Source organism: Bacillus sp. P14.5, from assembly GCF_003316765.1.
Taxonomy (GTDB): domain Bacteria; phylum Bacillota; class Bacilli; order Bacillales; family Bacillaceae_B; genus Rossellomorea.
Genome location: NZ_NIJF01000073.1, coordinates 1 through 19,581 on the forward strand (window position 1 = coordinate 1; position 19,581 = coordinate 19,581).

General features: G+C 42.9%; 14 protein-coding genes and 1 pseudogene. 10 read left to right on the top strand and 5 right to left on the bottom strand.

The annotated features are described in order from the left end of the window. Positions 1-492: 492 nt before the first annotated feature. Positions 493-2,205, bottom strand: coding sequence for a sigma 54-interacting transcriptional regulator (locus B9Z54_RS12640; RefSeq protein WP_113928740.1), 1,713 nt, complete (start codon positions 2,203-2,205; stop codon positions 493-495). A gap of 209 nt (positions 2,206-2,414) precedes the next feature. Between B9Z54_RS12640 and B9Z54_RS12645 the strand changes: the two are divergent. The 9 genes and pseudogenes from B9Z54_RS12645 to B9Z54_RS12685 all read left to right on the top strand — a co-directional run bounded on the left by B9Z54_RS12645 (position 2,415) and on the right by B9Z54_RS12685 (position 14,921). Further along, positions 2,415-3,841 (top strand): annotated as a pseudogene (locus B9Z54_RS12645) (aldehyde dehydrogenase family protein). A 12-nt stretch (positions 3,842-3,853) separates the two neighbouring features. After that, positions 3,854-4,699: an AhlS family quorum-quenching N-acyl homoserine lactonase gene (ahlS, locus tag B9Z54_RS12650; RefSeq protein WP_113928741.1), complete on the top strand. Its 846-nt coding sequence runs from the start codon at positions 3,854-3,856 to the stop codon at positions 4,697-4,699. A gap of 14 nt (positions 4,700-4,713) precedes the next feature. Beyond that, positions 4,714-5,892 (top strand): iron-containing alcohol dehydrogenase, encoded by a 1,179-nt coding sequence (locus tag B9Z54_RS12655; RefSeq protein ID WP_113928742.1) that lies wholly within the window; start codon positions 4,714-4,716, stop codon positions 5,890-5,892. 528 nt (positions 5,893-6,420) lie between these two features. Then, positions 6,421-7,023 carry a hypothetical protein gene (locus B9Z54_RS12660; RefSeq protein WP_113928743.1) on the top strand — a complete coding sequence of 201 codons (603 nt, stop codon included), beginning with the start codon at positions 6,421-6,423 and terminating at the stop codon, positions 7,021-7,023. A gap of 426 nt (positions 7,024-7,449) precedes the next feature. After that, positions 7,450-9,210 (top strand): cache domain-containing sensor histidine kinase, encoded by a 1,761-nt coding sequence (locus B9Z54_RS12665; protein WP_113928744.1) that lies wholly within the window; start codon positions 7,450-7,452, stop codon positions 9,208-9,210. 4 nt (positions 9,211-9,214) lie between these two features. Further along, a complete protein-coding gene (locus B9Z54_RS12670) occupies positions 9,215-10,396 on the top strand; it encodes a response regulator transcription factor (RefSeq protein WP_113928745.1) in 1,182 nt (393 codons plus the stop codon). A 79-nt stretch (positions 10,397-10,475) separates the two neighbouring features. Beyond that, entirely contained in the window at positions 10,476-11,654 is a 1,179-nt protein-coding gene (locus tag B9Z54_RS12675; RefSeq protein ID WP_162785197.1) for an ABC transporter substrate-binding protein, read from the top strand. A 132-nt stretch (positions 11,655-11,786) separates the two neighbouring features. Then, on the top strand, positions 11,787-13,277 hold the full coding sequence (locus B9Z54_RS12680; protein WP_113928747.1) for a glycoside hydrolase family 68 protein: 1,491 nt from the start codon (positions 11,787-11,789) through the stop codon (positions 13,275-13,277). Positions 13,278-13,346: 69 nt separating this feature from the next. After that, positions 13,347-14,921 (top strand): glycoside hydrolase family 32 protein, encoded by a 1,575-nt coding sequence (locus B9Z54_RS12685; RefSeq protein WP_113928748.1) that lies wholly within the window; start codon positions 13,347-13,349, stop codon positions 14,919-14,921. Between the two features lie 333 nt (positions 14,922-15,254). On the opposite strand, the gene B9Z54_RS12690 is transcribed toward B9Z54_RS12685, so the two are convergent. After that, positions 15,255-16,325: a hypothetical protein gene (locus tag B9Z54_RS12690; RefSeq protein WP_113928749.1), complete on the bottom strand. Its 1,071-nt coding sequence runs from the start codon at positions 16,323-16,325 to the stop codon at positions 15,255-15,257. Between the two features lie 307 nt (positions 16,326-16,632). On the opposite strand from B9Z54_RS12690, the gene B9Z54_RS12695 reads away from it, so the two are divergent. Then, on the top strand, positions 16,633-17,724 hold the full coding sequence (locus B9Z54_RS12695) for a D-TA family PLP-dependent enzyme (RefSeq protein ID WP_113928750.1): 1,092 nt from the start codon (positions 16,633-16,635) through the stop codon (positions 17,722-17,724). Between the two features lie 355 nt (positions 17,725-18,079). Here the strand turns inward: B9Z54_RS12695 and B9Z54_RS12700 are convergent, their stop codons facing one another. From B9Z54_RS12700 to B9Z54_RS12710, 3 genes are all read right to left on the bottom strand, one after another. Next, positions 18,080-18,280, bottom strand: coding sequence for a hypothetical protein (locus B9Z54_RS12700; protein ID WP_162785198.1), 201 nt, complete (start codon positions 18,278-18,280; stop codon positions 18,080-18,082). Between the two features lie 65 nt (positions 18,281-18,345). After that, the gene (locus B9Z54_RS12705; protein ID WP_113928752.1) at positions 18,346-18,552 is read right to left on the bottom strand and encodes a hypothetical protein; all 207 of its coding nucleotides are present in this window, start codon (positions 18,550-18,552) and stop codon (positions 18,346-18,348) included. Beyond that, the gene (locus tag B9Z54_RS12710) at positions 18,533-19,267 is read right to left on the bottom strand and encodes a hypothetical protein (RefSeq protein WP_113928753.1); all 735 of its coding nucleotides are present in this window, start codon (positions 19,265-19,267) and stop codon (positions 18,533-18,535) included. The genes B9Z54_RS12705 and B9Z54_RS12710 overlap by 20 nt, the downstream gene beginning before the upstream one ends. Positions 19,268-19,581 lie beyond the last annotated feature (314 nt).

Consider the following 19,581-nt stretch of genomic DNA (forward strand, 5'->3'; position numbering starts at 1 on the left):
TGTCAGGTGTCCTTCGTGACTTGCTCGAGTGCCACCAGGAGGTAGTTTTTCGATGTTAGGTGTCCTTCGTGATTCGCTCGAGTGCCACCAGGAGGTAGTTTTTTGATGTCAGGTGTCCTTCGTGACTTGCTCGAGTGCCACCAGGAGGTAGTTTTTCGATGTTAGGTGTCCTTCGTGATCGGTTCGAGTGCCACCAGAATGCCGTTTTTTGATGTTAGGTGCCTCTCGTGACCCGCGTGAGTGCCACCAAGAGGTAGTTTTTCGTAGTTAGGTGTCCCTCGTGGCAGCGTGAGAGACACCAGCCGCCGGATTTTCGTAGTCAGGTGTGTTCCACGTGGCCCGTCTGAAGGCCGCTTGGCACCGAATTGTAACTAAAAACCCCTTAATCAAACGTTTGATTAACTTAGCAGAAACCCAGTCTTATCAACCGCCGAAGCCATATTAGTTTCCAGGGGAGTCCGGATTGCTGGACTGGGATTTTCTTGGCGGCGGTCACCAAGAAGAATCCATCCCCCACTTCTTCAGCTTTTTCACCAAAGTAGAATGATCAATTCCCAAGGTTTTCGCGGTTTTTCTTATGGAAGTCTCCTTCTTGAGGGCCTCTTTGATCAGGTTTTGTTCGTATTGTTCGACTCTTTGCTTCAGGTTGGTGTTGTTTTCCAAGCTCTCACCTGCGTTTTTTGCTGTTCTATGGATGTGAGGGGGCAGGTCCGCCCCTTCGATGGTCAGGGATGGCACCGAGACAATCATGCTTTCCACCAGGTTTTTGAGTTCGCGAACATTTCCCGGCCAGCTGTAGCGCTTCAGCATCTCTCTTGTTTCAGGAGCCATTTCTTTCTGGATGTTATAGGATTTGCAAAAATAAGTGAAGAAGTGGTCCATCAATACCTCGATATCATCCGGTCTTTCAACCAAGGGAGGGATGTGAATCTCCACGACCTGCAATCGGTAGTACAGATCCTCCCGGAAGCGGCCTTGGCTCACTAACTCTTTTAAATCCCTGTTTGTCGCGGAAATGATCCGGATATCGAGCTGTTTCACTTTGCTGCTTCCGATTCTCTGAATCTGTTTTTCTTGTATGACGCGAAGGAGCTTGACTTGCAGGGGCAAGGGGAGTTCTCCGATTTCGTCCAGGAGAACGGTGCCTTTGTCAGCCAGTTCCAGTAACCCGATTTTTCCGTCTGAATTCGCGCCTGTGAAAGCTCCCTTTTCATAACCGAATAGCTCGGATTCCAGCAGGTGCTCTGGGATGGCCCCGCAGTTCACTTTTATGAAGGGCTTATCTTTTCTGTCACTGTAATCATGTACTAAATTAGCCAGAACCTCTTTTCCTGCACCGGTAGGGCCGAGCAGAAGGAGGCTGGTGGGGAAAGGGGCGACTTGTTTGATTTTATGAATGATATCAGTCATTTGGCTGCTTTGGAAGATGACCTTTTCGCCGGTGCCGTCGACGGAGTAGGTGAATCGATTATGATTCATCTCTGAAAAGCTTTTGGCTTTTCTCAGTTCTTTGCTCATTTGCGTTAACTGTGTGATATCCCGGACGCTCGTAACGATCATTTCGATGTTGCCGGAGTCATCCAGCACCGGATTTCCTGTGACGATGACATCTTTTTTGTTCTCGATTTTTTGCAGGATGGACAACGGCTTTTTTTCTTCCAAAACTAACAGGGAAACGGATTGGTCAAAATATCCTTCTTTCATCAGGTCGGCCATGTGATTGCCAATCAGGTCATCTCGGTTAAATCCCGTTATTTCCTCATAGGCGGAATTGACGAATAAAGTAAGCCCGTGCTTATCTACAACATAGATGCCGTCAGCTGAGGATTCGATTACCTGTTCCATCTGCTTCAGCAAAAGCCGGTAATGTTCCATTTGCGAGATTTCCTGAAGAACACCCACCGCGCCTATCAATCTGCCGTCCTGGTACAGCGGTGTCCGGTTCACCATATACTGGGCACCGGCAATCTCCATTTTCACGCCGATGGAACTCTGCTCGGTTTCCAATACCTTGTAAAGTTCAGAGTTGGGGATGAATTCTTTGATATCCTGTCCTGTATAGTCTTCATTTCCGTTACATAATAGATTGCTTGCAGAGAGATTCATAAATAGTATTCTTCGATCCCGGTCCACCACAATCACACCATTGGTCATCGAGGAAAAAGTGCTTTTTAAAATCTCTTTATCCATCATTACGTCCTGCAAAATCATCCCACCCATACCTGTTGAATTTTGTCACCGCCTGGTGAATAATATCACCACATCAGAAAGCGTTTACATTAAAGTGTAAAGCAGCCTTTTGGTGAATTTTATCACCACCTGAAGAAAACCACAATTTATAAACCTTGTTATCACACTATTTTAACAGTTGGCACGACTCTTGCATGTAAGTAAGTGAAGGAGGTTAGGAATCTATGAAGACCAGAGGGTTATTGATTAACGGAAAAACGGTAGAAAAAAGAGAACATACCCTCTTCGCTCTCCATTTGATGGGGAACTACTGGCGAATATCAGCATGGCGGACGAACAGGATGTTGAGCAGGCGATAGAAGGAGCACATTCAGCCTTTGAAATCATGAGTAAGATGCCTGCCTATAAACGAGCGGAAATCCTATCCAAGGTGTCGGATATCCTGCGCAGCCGCAAAGAGGAGATGGCACAGGTTATTGCGAAAGAAGCAGGCAAGCCGATCAGGACAGCCCGCGGAGAAATCGACAGGACGGTTGTCACCTACCAGCTTGCTGCAGAAGAAGCGAAAAGGATCTATGGAGAAACGATTCCAATGGATGCAGCACCAGGAGGGGAAAATCGGTTAGGCTTCACATGGAGAGAGCCGTTGGGAGTGGTGACGGCGATCAGCCCATTCAACTTTCCTTTCAATCTGGTGGCACACAAGCTCGGCCCTGCATTCGCAGCCGGAAACACCGTCGTATTGAAGCCTGCTGAACAGACACCGCTCAGCGCCTTTTATATCGCGGAAATTTTTAAAGAGGCGGGTCTTCCGGAAGGGGCGTTATCTGTCGTGACCGGAAGCGGCAAAGAACTGAGCGATGCTTTGATTACAGATGAGAGAGTCAAGAAGGTGACTTTTACCGGCAGTGCCGCGGTAGGGAAAATAATTAAGAAGAAAGCGGGACTCCGCAAAGTCACCCTGGAGCTTGGTTCAAACTCGGGGTTGATCGTTGAGCCCGATGTGCCTGTGGATAAAATTGTTCAAAGATGTGTCGATGGTGCCTTCGGATTCGCGGGACAGGTCTGCATCTCTCTTCAAAGAATTTATGTCCATCAATCCATTTACCAGGAATTCAGTGAACAGTTCATTGAAAAAGCGAAGGGGTTGAAAGCCGGAGATCCCTTGGATGAAACGACGGATATCAGCGCCATGATCAGCAGGGAAGAAGCGGAACGGATTGAGTCATGGATAGGGGATGCAGTAGACCAGGGAGCGTCAGTCGGACTGGGCGGGACCCGGGAAGGCTCTGTTTTTACTCCTACCGTCATGCTGGATGTAACCAATGGTATGTCTATTTCATGTCAGGAAACCTTTGCTCCCGTCATATCAATCGTTCCTTATGAGAACTTGGACGATGCGATTCACATGGTCAATGATTCTGTGTATGGCCTCAATGTGGCTATTTATACACAGAATATCAACAATGCGATGAAAGCAGCCAAAGAACTGCAGGCTGGCGGTGTCATCATCAATGATATCCCTACCTTCAGATTGGATCACATGCCATATGGAGGAGTAAAAGAGAGCGGCTACGGCCGTGAAGGAATCAAGTATGCTGTTGAGGAAATGACAGAATTAAAATTTGTCACGATCAAAACCACATTTTAAGGAGGAAGAAGAATGAACATTATTACACCAAAACCAAAGCTGTATGTAATGGATAATGGAAGAATGAAAATGGACAAGAACTGGATGATCGCCATGCATAATCCCGCAACGATCAATAACCCAAATGCACAGACAGAGTTTGTTGAGTTCCCGGTGTACACCGTACTGATCGACCACCCAGAAGGAAAAATCCTCTTTGATACAGCCTGTAATCCAAACTCCATGGGAGCAGAAGGACGCTGGGGAGAAGCGACTCAGCAGATGTTCCCGATTTCCATGAGCGAAGAATGCTATCTTCATAACCGCCTGGAGCAGTTGAATGTCCGTCCGGAAGACATCAAATATGTCGTCGCTTCCCATCTTCACCTGGATCACGCCGGCTGCCTCGAGATGTTCACCAATGCCAAAATCATTGTCCATGAAGACGAATTGAATGGAACTCTCCAAACCTATGCGCGCAACCAAAAAGAAGGAGCCTATGTCTGGGGTGATATTGACGCCTGGATTAAAAATAACCTGCAGTGGCAGACCGTCAAACGGACAGAGGATAACCTGCAGTTGGCAGAAGGAATCAAGCTGTTGAATTTCGGCAGCGGCCATGCCTGGGGAATGCTCGGCCTCCATATCGATATGCCGGAAACAGGCGGAATCATCCTTGCCTCTGATGCCGTCTACACAGCCGAAAGCTTCGGGCCGCCAATCAAGCCGCCAGGAATTCTCTATGATTCAGTGGGCTACTCAAGCGCTGTTGAAAAAATCCGCAGAATCGCCAGAGAAACCAATTCAGACGTATGGTTCGGACATGATTCAGAGCAATTCAAGAACTTCCGCAAATCCACCGAAGGCTATTACGAATAAAAGGAGGAACAAGGATGAGTTTTTCAAAACTGGTATTCGCTCCTTTAAGTTATACCGGATGGGGTTCATTAGAGCAGCTTGTGCCTGAAGTGCAAAAGTATGCTCCGGAAAAAATCCTCGTGGTGACCGATCCTTTGCTGGCTGACATCGGCCTGGCCAAACGCGTGACAGCCCCTCTGGAGGAGAACGGATTCGATGTGACTCTGTACACAGAGGTAGTACCGGAGCCTCCTTTGGAAACAGGAGAAAAGCTGGTATCCTTTACCCGCGAAGGAAAGTTTGAACTGGTGATCGGCGTCGGAGGGGGAAGCGCAATGGACCTCGCCAAGCTTGCAGCTGTAATGGCTGCCCATGAAGGCCCGGCTGCAGATTATTTGAATCTATCAGGAACCAAACAGGTAGAACACAAAGGCCTGCCTAAAATTTTGATCCCGACGACCTCCGGGACTGGTTCAGAGGTGACCAACATCTCTGTCCTTTCATTGGAGTCAACCAAGGATGTCGTCACACACGATTATCTGCTGGCGGATGTCGCAATTGTCGACCCGGAATTAACCGTCTCGGTCCCGCCGAAAGTAACGGCCGCAACAGGGATCGACGCCCTGACACATGCAGTCGAGGCATACGTGTCCGTTAATGCCAGCCCGACATCGGATGGACTTGCTCTGCAGGCGATAAGACTGATTGCCCGCTCAATCAGAACAGCCGTCAAGGACGGAGAAAATAAACAAGCCCGTATTGATATGAGCCACGGCAGCTACATCGCCGGCCTGGCTTTCTTCAATGCCGGAGTAGCGGGAGTGCACGCATTGGCCTATCCGCTCGGGGGACAATTCCATATCTCCCACGGTGAATCCAATGCCGTCCTGCTGCCCTACGTCATGGGCTACATCCGAAAAAGCTGCACCACGCGTATGGCCGACATACTGAATGCCCTGGGAGGAAACTCTCTCTACTTATCTGATGATGAAGCTTCCTATAAGTGTGTCGAGGAACTCGTCCGGCTCGTCAAAGATGTCGGCATTCCTCAGACTCTATCAGAATTCGATATACCCGAATCCGCTTTGGAAAGCCTGACTCAGGATGGAGTGAAGCAAAAGAGGCTGCTTGCCAGAAGCCCGCTGCCATTAGGAGAGGAAGACATCCGAAAAATCTACAGATCCGCTTTTGAGGGGAATGTGGTTGAGGGGTAATAAGTAAAATGTCTGTTGTAACAGGTGTGCTTGTGAGGTGCAAGACGGAAAATCGCTGGCGGGATCAAACCTCACAGTACAATTCATAGTCAGGAAGGCTGAGGGATGCAATGATCTCTCAGCTTTTTTATATAAATATAGAAGTTGAAAAGGAAGTTTGGAATAAAGGGGAAAATTCCCCTTATTTACGGAATAGTGCCCAAAATCAGCCTAAATAGAGGGAGAAATTCCCGCTATTTGCTTAAAAACCGGGAAAATAGCCTGTTTTTCAGCGCTTAAGGGGAAAATTTCCCCTTATCTACCCAGAAATAGAGTCCAACTTTGCATTTAACGGGAAAATCTCCCCTTATTTTGTAGGTGGTAGGCTACTCAGCGAAAAATAAGACTTCTTAATCCTCCCCACTAATTAGTTCAAGCCCTGGGCCCTATCACCTGAATGAGTTGTAGTTTATGCTCCTTCCTTGTCTCCCTAATTCTCCCAAACTATAATAGTAATAATAGAAGCTAGAAATCAAAGGGGTGACGACAGTGGCAAAACTACCAATCAAACCAATTATAAAACTAGCTAAAACCCACGGCCCGACAGTTGGAAAGTTTGTAAAAGAAAACTGGAAAGAGATATCACAGGGAGCAGCCTTCGTGGGCAGCGCCGGCAAAATCGCAAAGGATTTTCGGAAAAACAGAAAAGAGTCTGAACAGTATCTGGAGAAAAACCATCCCCGTAAAATCCGCTTTCACCAGTACAAAACGAGCATATTGCCTGATCTTCATAACATGAATAGATTTGAACTTTTTAAAGGTAAATTAGAAGTTGAAGGTTTTATTGCGCAAATCAAAGAGGAAGAACAGAAGGAGGCAGGTGTGAAAAAGCCCCTCCATTCCAAGCGCCTGAAAGACTGGAACGATATTTTAATTCAAATTGAGGCGAAAATAGCGTCAAAGGATTACCAGGAATATATCATGATGTACAATAATCCTTCCTATCAAAGTGAGTATTTCAAAGGGTATGAGAGGCAGCTGGAAAAGTACAGGAACATGGTGGAAAATCACGACAACGAAGAACTGTATGAGTATCTTCTAACGCATACGAAAAGAAGCAAAGAGGATATTAAGGTTGATTTTTCTTTGTGAATATAGGAGCAGCTGAATTGCAGGCTGAGATAGGGAGAACCAAAAACCCATCGAAAAGCTTCATAGTATGAACAGGAGCTGGACTCCAGGAATGCGCAGCTGAAAAAGCTGCGTAATTTTTTATTTTCCTTACCAATGGATATAAAGGAAGCAAGGTTTTATATGCTTTAACCTTCTTAGTCAGCCCAAATTATTCGGGAAAATTACTTCAGTGGGACAAGGAACCTGTCCCTCCGTTCCTCGACAGAAAATAGTATCTTTCTTCCAACGGACACAAAGACCTATACACTTTCTCCTATTATACTAATGTAAGCGCAACCTGCCAGAGTTGAACAATACTTCTGCATGATTGACGGTCTCGATGGGCTGTAATAGTCTATAAGTGCTATTGATCAAGGTCACAATTCAACTAAAAGGAGATCCGCTTTGCAAAGCTTAAGAAGCCGATTATTTCTCATGCTGCTTCTTCTAATTATTTTGCCTTACTTTATTATTGTTCTCATTATCTATCATAATTCATTATCGAGTATAGAACAGCAGGAGTTAGAAGAGGGCAGGGATACTTTAGCCAAAAGTGCAGAAGATCTAACGAAGCACTTTAACCGAATCATTGAATTACCTTATGCATTGTATAATTCACCTAACATTTTGCAAGTGTACGAAAAGGGCTTCACTCAAAACATAGATGAGCAGTTAACCGCTTTTGAAAAAACGATGGAAACTTTCTCTGTCACCCAGCCGGAACTTAGGCAAATCCGATTCTACTTTCACCAAGGTCAAACCTCTTTGACGCTATACAATGCAAGTATAAGTGCACCAAAAGAACAAACAGACCTTCATCAGCAACCGCCTTTTAAAGAGCTTTACGAATCGAATGATAATTATGTGTTAGAAAGTCCAAGAGCATTGGAAAATTACGATAATACTGCTATTATTCCAGGTTCGGATCACACAATGGTGGTTCCCCTGCACCACAAAGTGATCAATGTGTTAAATGGAAAATTCCTGGGGTTCTTGACGATTGACCTTGAATTATCCTCCTTTCTTCCTTATATTCAACATTTAATCAGCCATCCAAGTGATCAAGTTTATCTGATAAATGATAAGGATGAAATCATTTATTCAAATAAAGCAGATGAAATTGGCCAAGTGCAAAAGGTAAGGAACTTTTCTCTGGATAAAGCTGTGCTGGAAAAAGATCTTGCCGCCCCCTTGTTAGATTGGAAACTAGTAAAAATAGTTTCCAAAGAGGCGTTAGTTCAGGAAGCAAATCAAGCTGTATATATAAATGTTTTACTAGGGCTAGGTGTTGTTTTGATGGGGGTCTTGATGATTTTGATCATCTCCAGGATCATTACAAAGCCTCTAAGTGAGTTAAGCAAACAAGTCCAGAAGATTAAAAGTGGAGGGGGAGAAATATCGGTTGACTCAAAATATAATGATGAGATTTGGTATCTTTCCACTCAAATGCAACAAATGCTGCAACGCATTCAAACACATATCAACCGAGAATACAAATTGGAATTGGAACTTAAAAAAAGTGAATATAGATTGTTGAAATCGCAGGTGAATCCCCACTTCCTATTCAATGCTTTGCAGACCATCGGAGCAGTGGCCCTTAGGTCAAATAATCTAAAGGTGTATAAGTTGATCATTTCCTTATCGGGATTAATGAGATATTCCCTTAATGCTGACCACTTTGTGAAAGTAAGAGAGGAATATGCCTATATCCAATCCTATCTTCACCTCCAAAAAGAGAGATTTGGTGATGACGTAAAAGTAGAAATAGAAGTGGAGGAGGGAATTATGGATTTAATGATACCCAGCATGATCATTCAGCCGCTTGTCGAAAACTATTTTAAGCATAGTTTTGAAGCAGGGTACGATGCCGCCACGCTGCGAATAATCGGCAGACGTAAAGAGGAATTTGTTGAATTCCATGTGAGCAATGATGGCGCACCTGTGGAGGAGAAAAAACTGCAGGCGATGACCGGGTATATCTACGGTAAATCTAAGGCGGATGGCCCTTACAAAAGCGGGGTAGGATTGAAGAATATATATGATCGACTCATTCTCCACTATGGAAAAGAGGCATCAATGAAATTTGGAAGCAGCAATGGAAAAGGGTTCTATATTCAAATCACTCTTCCGCTAACTAGAAAAGAAACTCTGTCAGAAAGGGGCTGATTCCGTGAAGGCATTATTGGTGGACGATGAAAAAAATGTGTTGATGGTAATGCGGCATCTCGTTAATTGGAGTGAGTTAGGCGTTGAGGAACTTTTGGAAGCCAGGAATGGAATAGAAGCTTTAGAGGTCGTAAAGAAGGAAAGTCCTGCCCTCCTTCTTACTGATATTAAGATGCCTAAAATGAATGGAGTCGTTCTTGTAGAGGAATTAAGGAAAAGAGGTTATCAAGGAAAGGTCATTTTGGTTTCAGGATATGATGATTTCGAGTTTATGAGAAAGGCGATTCAATTAGACACTTTTGACTATATTCTAAAGCCGATAGAACCTGACTCTTTTCATCACACGCTTACTAGGGCAGTTGAACAGTTGAAACAAGAAAAGAAGGAAGCGTTGGAAAAAGAAAATCTTCTTAAGAAAATGAAGAAGTTCCAAGCAGATCAACTGTTCACTTCCTGTTGTCTGGGAAAGTCAGAGGATATGGCCGCTATGCGCTTTGTAATCAAAGAGGAAGAGGAATATGAAGTAACATTATTATCCTTCTATCAAATGAACCATTCGAAGGAAGTTATCCATTCACTTTCCGGGGAGATGGAATCCAAACAACTTGGTACTGCTTTTTCATTTGTTCAGGAAGACAATATTGGCATTGTCATTTCAATAAAGGGAGAATGGTTAAACGTTGAAGAATGGCTTCGCAGTAATGTGGAGGCTCCCATACGGATCATACAGGAACCTCTTCCGTATATCGCTGGCTTGCCCAAGGTTTTTCAGAACCTTCGAACGAAACTCGATGAGAATCATTATGCAGCAATTAAAAGTATAGATGAGATAGCGGCAAAGAAACGGATACAAGAAATCATTTCTTACGTCGAGTCTTATTATATGGATGATTTGAGCTTAGAAAAACTTTCAAGATTATTTTTTCTGTCCAGGGAGCATATCTCCAGAACTTTTAAGAAAGAGACGGGGAAGCCGCTTTCTAAGTTTGTAACAGACCTTCGCATCCTCCAAGCTAAGAAGCGATTGACAGAAACAGATGAATCCATCATTTCCATCTCTATGCAGTTAGGATATCAAGATGAGAAGTACTTCTCGAAATTATTTAAAAAAATCGTGGGCATGACACCTTTCGACTACCGCAGCAGACAATTGCCTTACAGACAACACGATAAAATAACTCACTAGCAGATTCATTTGAGGTGAATTCATGAATAACTTGTCTTTTCCGGTAGTATTATTTCTTACAATGATGATAAGTGGATGTATGTCTGAGAATAATCAGAGAGACCTGGCAGCAGAAAGTCATCAGGTTGAACTGGCAATCCGAAATTCAAAGGTAGAAATAGCTGAGCCCTTTGAGGCAATGGTAGAAGAATATGAAAGGGAACATCCGGCTATTTCCATAACAGTAGAAACAGTTGGCGGCAGGCCGGACGATTTCAGTGATATCAAGGCTAAGATAGCTGCAGGAAATGGACCGGATATTTTTACAAATGTCGGTTATGGGGAAGCGGAGAAATGGTCATCGCACCTAGAGGATTTGTCTGGCGAGCCATGGGTGGAAAATGCCAGGAAGAACACCCTTGAACCCATTACCATTAATGAAAAGATATTAGGAATGCCTATAAATTTGGAAGGTTTCGGGATTGTTTATAATGAAGAGCTGTTCACAAAAGCTGGAATACTCTCACCTCCAGCATCCATTGAAGAATTAGAGGAGGCTGTGAAGAAATTAGAAAGAGCAGGAATTACCCCGTTTGCTAATGGCTATTATGAAGAGTGGAAGCTGGGTTACCACCTGCCAAGCTTGGCATCCACCTTGCCTGATGAACCGAAGAATTCAGTACCAGGGACGCAAACCAAACGATTGGATGATTTGTTGACATTTATTGATTTTACAATGATACATGGAAATAGCAATCCTTCTAAAACAGATTATTACAATGAATTGGATTTGTTTTTTACTGAAAAAGCAGCCATGGTCCTCCAAGGAAATTGGATACAGCCGCTATTAAATCAGAAAGCACCGCATCTTTCTGTAGGAATAATGGCTGTGCCGATTACAAAACAGACAGACAGCAAGTTAGCAGTTGGAGTACCTGGTTATTGGGTCATTAACAAACAAATTTCCTTAGAAAAGAAAGAAGCAGCAAAAGACTTCCTCCATTGGATGGTCTCTTCTGAAACGGGCCAACGATATATTACAGAAGAGTTTTCGTTTGTTCCCGCCTTTAAGAATTTCGATATACAGCACAAGAAGGATCTCACGGGTGCCACGTTAAAGCAATTGGAAGAAGGAGAAGTGTCAAGTTCTAAATGGTTGTCCTTTCCTCCTTTGTCAAAGCAGAAAGCTGGAAAAGCATTAAGAGGATACACGAAAGAAAATATTTCCAGAGAAGAAACGCTCCAAGTGTTAGAAGAAATTTGGTCAGCAGGTGAGTAGACATCCAGTGCTTTCCATATCAATATACGACGATAATAAGGTCAATTCCAGACATATCCCGATAGTACCCGATTATTTATACTTACCTTGTAAGAAGGTTCTTACAAAAAATCGTTACTAGGAGGAACTTGTATGAAATTATCTCATTTTGCATCCAAGGCAACTGTGGCAACCCTAAGTGCAGCAATCTTATTCAGTGGAGGGACTTTTGCATCAGCATCAGGCCAGCCGCCCGTATCCAATGAAAAAGTGAAGGTTTATAAAGAAACATATGGTACTTCACAAATTACACGGGTGGACATGAAAAGAATGGCGAAACAACACGGCGACAAGCGATTTACGGTGCCAAGCTTTGATGAATCCGGGATTAAAAATGTCAAGTCCGCTACAAAAGTAGACGAAAATGGCAATACCATATTGATGGACGTTTGGGATACATGGCCTTTACAAAATGCAGACGGGACAGTTGCAGAATATAACGGTTACCATATCATCTTTGGCCTTGCAGGAGCCCCTGACAATCCAAACGATACATTTGTATACATGTTCTATAAGGATGCAGAAGATGATTCCATTGATGCATGGAAGAATGCTGGAAGAGTCTTTGACGATGAGGATAAATTCAAAGCTAATGATGAAATCCTAAAGGGACAACAAGAGGAATGGTCCGGATCGGCACTCTTTACAGAGGACGGAGAAATTCGATTATTCTATACGAACCGTGGGGGCTTTGATGAAAGCACCGGGATTTTTGGTAAACAAACATTAACGACTGCACAGGTGAATCTAACTGAGGATGAACAAGCTGAATTGCAGATCGATGGAGTAGAAGATCATAAGTCCATTTATGATGGCGGAGACAGCAAGACGTATGAAACTGTCAATAAAGCTTTTGAAGATCGCAACTTCATGAACAACCACACATTGCGCGATCCTCATTACATTGAAGATAAAGGCCGCAAATACTTAGTATTTGAAGCAAACACAGGAACTGAATATGGATATTCCGGCGAAGAATCACTTTATAACCGTGCCTACTACGGCCAAGGCAAACGTTTTATGATCAATGAAATGAGACATCTGATCAAAAGCGGTAAAAAAGAGGTGGCTGAACTAGCGAATGGTGCGATAGGAATCATTGAGATTAATGACGACTACACGATCAAAAAAGAAATGAAGCCATTGGTGGTTTCGAATACTGTCACAGATGAAGTTGAACGTCCGAACATTTTCAAAAAAGACGGGAAGTTCTATTTGTTCACTAGTACTCGTGGTTCCAAGATGACGATTAAAGGAATAGATGATGAAGACATCTATATGCTTGGGTATGTGTCCAACTCTTTGACAGGCCCATATAAGCCGATGAATAGAACGGGAATCGTATTACATCAAGATTTAGATCCGAATGATATCACATGGACATACGCTCACTATGTCATCCCGCAGCAAACTACAGATGACTTTGTGGTAACAAGCTACATGACAAATCGCGGTTTCTTTGAAGATAGGAAGTCTACATTTGCTCCTTCTTTCTTATTGGATATCAAGAATAAACGATCATCAGTAGTAGATGGCGGATTATTAGAACAAGGTCAAATAACAGTTGATGAAAAAAACGAGTAAAAGTTTACTAACAAGAAGAAAATGTCGAAGAGGCATTTTCTTTTTGTATATAAGGAAGCGTGGAATAATATGCCTGTATCATCTCTCTTTAAAAAATTCATCTTTATCATCATGATTTTCATCGTAGGTGCAGCTTTCATAGCCAGCCTATTGAAATGGAATCAAGACCCATCAAGAGAAAATGTCCCTGAGGAGGAAAATTCTTTTCGGCCCGATTACCATTTCACCACTCCTGATAAGTGGAAAAATGATCCCCAAAAACCGGTTTATCATAATGAAAAATACCATTACTACTATTTATATAATCGGGACTATCCAGAAGGAAATGGCACAGAATGGCGGCATGCTACATCGACAGACCTTGTGAATTGGAAAGATGAGGGAGTGGCAATACCTAAATACACTACCGAAAACGGAGATCCCTGGTCAGGCTCTTTGGTCATCGATCATGATAATACTGCTGGTTATGGTGAAAATGCTTTCGTTGCCATTTTGACACAGCCTTCTAAAGACGGGCAGCAGGAACAATATCTCTGGTACAGTACAGATGGCGGTTATACCTTTCAGCAAGAAAAACAAGAGCCGGTTCTCCCTAATCAAGGGGGAAAAGACTTTCGCGATCCCAAAGTCATTTGGAATGAAGAATACAATAAATGGGTGCTATTGTTGGCAGAGGGAACGAAGATAGGATTCTATGAATCACAAAATTTAAAAAGCTGGACCTACACAGGATCATTTGAAACCAATAAATTAGGTGTGCTCGAATGTCCGGATTTATTTCAAATAAGAGCATCTAATGGAACAGTAAAATGGGTGCTTGGCGTGAGTGCAAATGGTGAAGAGCAAGGAAAACCCGCCAATTATGCATATTGGACTGGAGAGTTTGATGGAAAAGAATTTCATGCGGAAGAACACGAACCGCAGTGGCTGGATTATGGACATGACTGGTACGGTGCCGTAACGTTTGAGAGTGAAGGGAACTCCCTTGATTATAGGTATGCATTCGCATGGATGAATAACTGGTCTTATGCGAACCATACACCGTCAATGGAGAAAGATGGCTTCAACGGTATGGATTCCATTGTCCGCAGGATAGAACTGAAACAGAGAGAAGAGGGAGGTTATGCTCTATACTCCACTCCAATAAAGGAACTGGATCAGTTGGTGAGTTCAGAAGAGGCCGTTAATAATATTGTTTTGGCGGATGAATCCAAGACATTGGACTTAAAGGCTGAGTCTTACCGTATTGAAGCAGAAATCCAGTGGGAAAACACCAAAAACGTAGGACTGAGATTAAGAGAATCAGATGACCAGACTCGACATATTGATGCAGGAATTTCTGTTGATAATCATTACTCATATGTCAATCGGAGCTATACGGATAACCCTGATAAGGAAGGCCGCTATCAAGAGAGCCAAGCCCCTTTTGCTACCAAGAACAACAGAGCCAAGCTGACTATTTTAGTAGATAAAATGAGCGTGGAAATGTTTGTCGATGATGGATTAGTAACTCATAGTAATCTTGTATTTCCTCCGAGGGGAGATAAGGGAATAACTTTATACTCCATAGGAGGCAGAGCTGAGTTTAAGAATGTGAAAGTAGAGATATTAGACAGCAAAACAACTAAAAAAGACCTTCCTTAATCGGAGGCCGCTGAAATAGTCCAACCAAAACGTTAAAAGGGAGAATCGTTCAATTATTAGACGATTCTTCTTTTTTTGGCTTTAGCTACTATGAAAGAGTGTTGAATTCTGATCAAGTTGTGCGGATTCGCTGGGCGGGCGCTCGTGAAAATGGCTCAACTTTCCTTATTTTAATTCGGTTGGTTACTCAATGAAGGTGAAGACCTTTTTACTAAATCACAATACTCACCGTAGATTTTTCTATGTGAACAATTTCGATAGTTTTCCTTAATTGTTAAAAAAAGTACTTCTAAAGGCAGGTAAACCAGAAGGTCCAACTGCCTTTATGAATATTTAATGCCCCACCAACGGATACGTCCTGATATCCTGTGCCGTATCGTTCACTAAACGAATCTCCCACGCATTAAAGTCAAGCGCGGCAAGCTGCATGGCGTTTTCAAACACTGTGCGGTCAGCTTCTGTAATGGTCTCCTCATCCATCGTATATTGAACAGTCGCATTGCCGTTTTGGAGTGAAGCGCTCACGACTTCCAATCCTTCTACAATGGCTGAAGAGTAGAATGTGTCTTCATTTTCCACTGTGCCCATCGCTTCTACCGTCTCCGGGAAGGATAGAGGCTCTCCGTTTTCATTCTCAACCTGCTCATCCAAGTCCACGCCGGGCAGGAACAGAGTCTGCTCTGTGTCTTTGTCGTAAATCGTATAGTACCCGCGCGAAAGCCCTCTTTCGTCTTTGATGATGATAGGCTCATCAATCGGACTTTGGGCTACAATGATGTCTTCCTCGCCATCGGGATTGGTAAAAGTAATTTCTTCAATGCCATAGAAATCGCTGATCCCGACCAACGAGTCATAGAATAAAGTCGTCTGGGCGGAGGTGGTGGATAACTGATTTCCTTCTTCAGTAAAATGCACCTGCAGCTTTGGCCATTCTGCAGCAATCTCAGTAAAGGAGCCAAGGATTTCTTGTTCAGAAGGATCGTTTTCGATAAGCGACCTCTTTAACCGTTCTTCGGGTGAAAGGTTTTCCCCTTCTTCACGTGTAATGGTGTAGGCTGTAAGAAACTCGGTCCCTGTATCGTACGGGTGTGAGCCAATAAAATAATTCGGGGTGATTTGAGCTCCTCCATAGGTGTCAGAATTATCATCACCGTCTTCATTTGAGGATTCGCCATCATCATTTGAGGAATCATCGCCTTCATTTGTGTCCTCTTGGTCAGTGGTGTCTTCATCATTTGTTCCCTCGGTTTCCATTTCATCCGCATCCTCTGTCACTGCTGCATCTTGAGAGTTTTCATCAAGAGGTTCGTCATCTTGTCCAGTTGCATTGTTTTCAGAGTTTTGACAGCTTACCAGCAGAAAAGCTATGGAAGCCATTCCAGCTATCCTGGTTAATTTTTTCATTCAAATTCCCCCTTTTGTCCTATGTACCCTATCCTGAGATATTAAACAGATAATTACATATTTGAGAAGGTTTGTAGGACAGAGGGACAGGTTCCTTGTATTGCCGATTATAAACAATTATATGGGTGGGTCAAAAATAAAGCCGAAAGAATTCCAGCTGAATAGCTGTGTGAGGCTTTATCTCCATTGGGAGGCAGAGCCTTTTTATATTTCAAGAGAATTGTAGAACTACCCCTGTCATTTAGGAAGGAATTAAAGTACAACAGTTGAATTAGAAAAAGAGACACAACTGGAGGGAGAATGACTCATGACGTCAATCACAAACCTGGACACACCGACCTTACTGCTCGATTACCAAAAACTGCTGAAAAATATTAACGAGATTGCCAGTTTTGCAAAAGAGAATAACCTGGCATATCGGCCGCATATCAAGACCCATAAATCCGTCGATATCGCGAAACTGCAGCTGCAAGCAGGGGCTGTCGGTATAACAACCGCGACCATCCCCGAAGCAGAAGCAATGGCTGCCGGCGGGATCAGGGACATCCTAATCGCACACCCAATCTCCAGTCCGCAAAAGATAAAGAGATGTATCAAACTTATGGAGAGAGGCGTGAAGCTAAAAATCATAGTAGACAGCAAGGAACAGCTGGTCTATCTGCAAAAAGAACTGGAGCATACACCTTTTACATTAGAGGTATGGATAAAAATCAATTCCGGTTTGAACAGATGCGGAGTGGAACCGGGCAAGGATGCCTTGAAATTGGCAAAAGAAATTATGGCGAATACAAATCTGATGCTTGGCGGGATCTTAACACATGCAGGACATTCCTATGGGGCATCAAGCTCTGACCAGATTGAAAAAATCGGCCTCCAGGAAGGACAGGCAGTCGTCGAAAGTGCAGAGGAATGCGAGAAAGCAGGGATCCCCATCCCGGTAAGAAGTGTCGGGTCCACACCGACCTATAAAATCTCGGGGAAAGTGCCGGGAATCACGGAAATCAGGCCGGGGAATGCGGTGTTCTTTGACGCCATACAAGTGGGATTAGGCGTTGCAGCCATTGAAAACTGTGCACTCACCGTATTGGCTTCTGTCGTGGGTGTTCATCCAGACCGGATTGTCTTTGACACAGGAAGCAAAACCCTCTGCCTGGACAAAGGCGCCCATGGAAACGAGAGTGTGAAAGGGTTTGGCCATGTAGTCGGGCATCCGGAGATAACCATTGAACGGTTGTCTGAAGAGCATGGGGTTGGAGATTTTTTAGGGGAGACTTCCTTAAAGCTGAATGATAAGGTGCAGATTATTCCTAACCATGCCTGTACAGTTGCGAATATGTTTGAGGAGTATGTTGTGTATGAGGATGGAAAAGGGATAGGTGTTTGGGGAGTGGGGGGTTAAGGACTTTGGAAACTTGGGGCCTGATCTTCGGTACTTTAGAGTATTTACGTACCGGGGGCAGGCCTCGTATTAAAATGTCTGAGGCAATGTGACTTTTTGGATATAAGTTTGAGGGACACTATTAAGCTGATTTAGGTTCCTTAGTTCTCGAGATCAGTTTGAAAGACACTAAGTGCTGCTTTAGTTGTTTAGTGTGTCCCTCGTGGCCAGTTTATACTTAGTTCCAATAAATTTTTAGAAGACGTTATATATGTAGTTGGGTTCTAGAAGAGGTGAGGACTCATTAAGAATCTTTCTAAATAGGCAAGGAAGAGAAGAAGAAGAACCTACAAACAATTTTCAAGTTGAGGGTTTTTTATATGAATCTATCATTATTGTTATAAGGCCGGCCACTTTTAATGTAATCTTTTAAAATAGTAATGACATCCTCTAATGTTTCTACTGAAGTCTCAGTACGAGGCACTTTGTTTCCTATTTCATAATGGTGATGATAAGGGTCGGTTTCAATGTTGTTATATGGGGGATCTGGTTTATACTGCTTATCGAATGCAGTCAAAAATCTCGTTGAAACCCCCATCTTTTCTTTTCTTTGCGATAATTCCCAACCGTATCTATATTCTTCTAGATGTGCATTTCTAATTTTTCATTGATCAAAAGAACCGTTTCCCCATGAACATCGTGATTCTTTAATGGAAGCACGGCTGTTACCTTTTTGCTTCCCCTTGCTCTGTTTTCAAATATCTCTGTCTTGGTATAGTCGAACAAATCGGGATGTGATTCGAAGAGTTTTTGGATATGTTGAATACGGTCATTCTGATTTGTTTTCATTTTGTAATTCCTCAAGTTCCTCGATTATGTCTTTCCAATCGTAGTATTCATCGGGTTCTTCTAACTCATCTGGATTTTCAATGTTTGCATATACATCATAGAAAGATTTGTCTGCGTGGTTTGTTTCATATTTTTTATTTTCTTCTTGGAGTTCTTTGATAATGTCAATAGTGGTGCGATTTCGGAGTTTAAACGCTTGATATAGAGCTTGTATTCGAGAAGCCCATAATGCGTTATGCCAATAGTAAGTTACATGAGCTGGATATCGGTAGTGTGAAGTTGCATCAGTCACTTCCAGTCCTAGTTTTACATATCGACTTAACGTGGATTTAGATATACCTAAGTTTTTGCAAATGCTTTCAGAACGATGAAGATAGTCTCGTCGGTATTCATACTTCAATGAACCTTTTTGGGTGATAAGTAAGAATAATGAATCGAGTAAATATTTAATATTGGCCAAGTTCTCAACAGGGTGATTTTCAGTATCTCTTAATTCTGTTATGAGAGATGATGCAGTGCCGAGATATTCGTCATGTGAAGAGACCTTATTATTAAAAAAAGTATCTTCAGAGTGTATGATTTTTTTAACAAATTTGCGATGTTTGATTTCAGTTGCATGAGCTAACATGAGAAAAATAAAGCCAGGGTCTTTATCGTAATCAATATTATCTACTATTAAGGCTGCAGGACTTGTTTTTCCTTCTTCAATAATCATATGAAATCCTCCTTTATCTATATTTTACCACGAATTGAAACGATAATACATTTTCGTTTCAAAGAAGATTTTTAAAAATGAAGTTGCTGGGCTAAATCCAATAGTAAATCAGGGGTTGAGCGCCATCACTTTAAAGTTGATTTGTATGAGTGATACCTGAGTCAGTTTTTGATTGCTTAGTGTCCCTCGTGGCCTGTTTGAGAGACACTAAGAAGCTGATTTAGGTTGCTTAGTGTCCCTCGAGAGCGGCATGAGAGACACTAAGAAGCAGATTTGATTATATAGTGTCCCTCGGGATCAGTATGAGAGACACT